The organism is Paenibacillus darwinianus (assembly GCF_000598065.1).
GTDB lineage: Bacteria > Bacillota > Bacilli > Paenibacillales > Paenibacillaceae > Paenibacillus_I > Paenibacillus_I darwinianus.
In genome coordinates, this window is record NZ_KK082182.1 from 72,406 (window position 1) to 75,389 (window position 2,984).

The window sequence follows — 2,984 nt, forward strand, 5'->3', positions numbered from 1 at the left end:
GAGCCAGCCGTAAATCTGCCGGACGTACAGGAAGGCGGCCGCCATGGACACGAGAAAAGCGATAAGCGTCCGGATCAGCCGGGTGCGAAGTTCATCCAGGTGACCGACCAGATTCAAGTCGTTCACATTTTTTTTCATCTTACTTGTTCACAGACGCCGGGGTTTCCGCCCCGGCCGGAGTCTTTTTCGCCTCGTCGTCCGATTCGCCGTTCACCAGCCCGCGCGTGGCGCCCTTGAATTCGCTAAGCGTGCGTCCGAATGCGCGTCCCAGTTCGGGAAGCTTGGACGGTCCGAAAATGATCAACGCGATGATGAGAATAAGAACAAGCCCGCCGATGCCGATATTGCCGAAAGGCATGGTCGTCACACTCCCTTTAATTTAGGTTTGGCCGGATTGCGGTTGATTAGCCCAGATTAAATCCGCTGATGGCGACTACGGCCGCGCGGGGTTTCGTATCGCCTGCCCGGTGCGGCCAACGGCTCGTCGGATTGTTCAAATCCGTCGTTTCTTCTCCGGGATGCTGGACCGAGAGGAACAGCGTCTGCTCGTCCGGCGTGAAGAAGGGTCCCGTCATCTCGCATTCGACCGGGCCGGAGGCGAATTGATAGGCCACGCCCTTGTCGCGTCCTGAGGTCGGGATGACGAACAGCCCGTTGTTCATGAACGATTGGTGCACGCCTTTGTTAAGGCTGCCGCTCGAAATGTCGGTCACGACCCACAGGCTGCCGTTCGAGTCGAACGCCAGATTGTCCGGGGAACTGAAGCCGGATTGTCTGCCGCCTGCCGCGAAAATCTCGAAATCGAATTCGAGGGCGCCCAGGTCGTTGCCGGATTCGAAGATGCGCGTAATGTGGCCGTGAATGTTGCCGTGCAGATCGTTGTTCGTGTGGCAGATGAACACCGTGTTGTCGAACGGCGATATTTCGATATCCTCCGGACGGTCCGTTGGAGTGCCGCCTACGAGCAGCGCGGCCTCCGCGCAATTGACCACGATATCGGCCTGCGTCTTGTATTTTTTGAGCAGGTCCTCACGCTTTGCGGTGACGCCGGCAGGCGCTTTGAATGTTTCGCTGCCGAGTACCTTCAGCACTTCGTCGATCGTGACAGCCATCCATTTGCCGAATTTCAGGTTGGCGACGAACAGCGTGCCGGATTCCAGCAATGCCGAATTGGCGCGGCCTTTGGCTTTGTCGTACTTGCCGTTGCTGACGAACTTGTAGACGCAAGCATCTTTTTTGTCATCGCCCATGTACACGACGACGCGGCCGTCTGCGGCCAGTCCCATTGCGGTATTCTCGTGGCTGAAACGACCCAGGGCCGTATGCTTCTTCAGGAACGATTTGTCGAAGGGATCGATCTCGACGACCCAGCCGTAGTGGGTGACATCCAGCTTGGACGCGACTGCGGTTTCGGTGAAGTTCTCCTCGCAGGACAGCACCGTGTTCCAGAGCGTCACGCCGCCGGAGCAGTTCGCGAACGTGCCTTGTACCGTTGTCGCATTGCCGACGGCCGCATTGCCCCGGGCGGGTCCGGTCAGCTCGATCTTCGTGAATCCGGTAATACGGCGCGCGTACTTGGACTTGGTGTCCATTTTCCACGTTCCGTTCTCGTCGCGGTAGACCTCGATGACCGACATGCCTTGGTAGTACAGGTTTTTCTGAATTTGCTCGGCCGTCATTTGACCGTCCTTGATCGGTCCTACGCTGAAAATGCCCGTATATTCGTGATTGTTGACCAGCAGGCCGCGCGTATTGGAGCCGTCGATCGGTAGAAAAGCGTTATAGTCGGAGCCGTCGCCGAATTTGTCGCCGTCCTTGTTGATCACGTCGTCCATAGCGGCGATCACATCGTATTTGAAGCCGTTCGGCAGGATCAGCTTGTCTTCCTTGGAAGGACCGATCGGATTGAAATACCCGCTGACCTTATTGGTCTTGAAGCCGAAAAGATGATTGGCGGTCGATGACGCGGCCGACGCTTTGCCGTCCAGCACGCCCAAGCCGGCCGATGCGGCGGCCAATGCGGCAGCCCCTGTTCCCAGGTAGGACAAAAATGTTTTGCGGTCCATGTTCTTGTTTTCCAACTCGCACATCTCCCTCGATAAATGCTAGAATAGACTTAACGCAAACCATTATAAATGGCGAACGTAAACGGCGCGTCAATGGCGGTTGAAGGTTTTGTAAAGGTCAATTTGTCATAGGTTTGTCAACGAAAGTCGAAACGCGACGGTTGTTAGCGGTGTGCAAAAAGGGCATAATGGAAGCGAAGGGAAATAGAGAGAAATGGGGAGCGGGAATGAGCTATAACGACCGATTCGTCCGGGCATGCCGAAAAGAAAGCGTCGACCGCGTGCCCGTTTGGTATATGCGCCAGGCAGGACGGTATGATCCGGAATACCGTAAAATAAAGGAACGTTATTCGCTGCTTGAAATATGCCGGCAGCCGGAGCTGGCTGCGGAAGTGACGCTGATGCCGGTCCGCAAGCTGGACGTGGATGCTGCTATTTTGTATTCCGATATCATGAATCCCGTCGCTTCGATCGGCATCGATTTTGATATCGTCGCGAACGTCGGACCGGTGATCGCCAATCCGATCCGCAGCAGGGCGGATGTGGAACGGCTGAAGCCGATCGACGTGGAGGGCGATTTGTCGCATGTTCTGGAGACGATTCGGATTCTCGACCGTGAGCTTGACGTGCCGCTGATCACATTCGCCGGCGCGCCGTTCACGATTGCGAGCTACCTGATCGAAGGGCGTCCTTCCCGCAACTATTTGCGCACGAAGGAAATGATGTACGGCGCGCCCGACGTATGGCATCTGTTAATGGACAAGCTGGGCGACATGGTCATTGCCTATCTGCGCGCCCATATCGCTGCCGGAGGCAAAGCGATCCAGCTGTTCGACAGCTGGGTGGGCGCGCTTGCTCCCGACGATTTCAGGCACTTCGTGCTGCCGACCGTCGAGCGGATCTTCGCGGAGCTGTCCG

The 2,984-nt window shown here is 56.7% G+C and carries 4 protein-coding genes; 1 reads left to right on the forward strand and 3 read right to left on the reverse strand.

What is annotated here, in order from left to right; translation table 11 throughout:
* From BG52_RS11615 to BG52_RS11625, 3 genes are all read right to left on the reverse strand, one after another.
* Nucleotides 1–138: twin-arginine translocase subunit TatC (locus BG52_RS11615; RefSeq protein WP_036667295.1), on the reverse strand; the 138-nt coding region annotated here is incomplete at its 3' end.
* Nucleotide 139: 1 nt separating this feature from the next.
* A complete protein-coding gene (gene tatA / locus BG52_RS11620; RefSeq protein WP_036580780.1) occupies nucleotides 140–358 on the reverse strand; it encodes a twin-arginine translocase TatA/TatE family subunit in 219 nt (72 codons plus the stop codon).
* Nucleotides 359–404: 46 nt separating this feature from the next.
* Nucleotides 405–2,066, reverse strand: a complete 1,662-nt coding sequence (locus BG52_RS11625) for a PhoX family protein (RefSeq protein ID WP_081793831.1) — start codon at nucleotides 2,064–2,066, stop codon at nucleotides 405–407.
* A gap of 227 nt (nucleotides 2,067–2,293) precedes the next feature.
* On the opposite strand from BG52_RS11625, the gene BG52_RS16540 reads away from it, so the two are divergent.
* Nucleotides 2,294–2,984, forward strand: a 691-nt coding sequence (locus BG52_RS16540; protein ID WP_036667296.1) for a uroporphyrinogen decarboxylase family protein, incomplete at its 3' end; no start/stop codon positions are given.

What these genes read in the sequence shown, in the direction of transcription:
- BG52_RS11625 (WP_081793831.1), bottom strand. Translation starts at nt 2,066, where the DNA reads ATGGACCGCAAAACATTTTTGTCCTACCTGGGAACAGGGGCTGCCGCA.
- tatA (WP_036580780.1), bottom strand. Translation starts at nt 358, where the DNA reads ATGCCTTTCGGCAATATCGGCATCGGCGGGCTTGTTCTTATTCTCATC.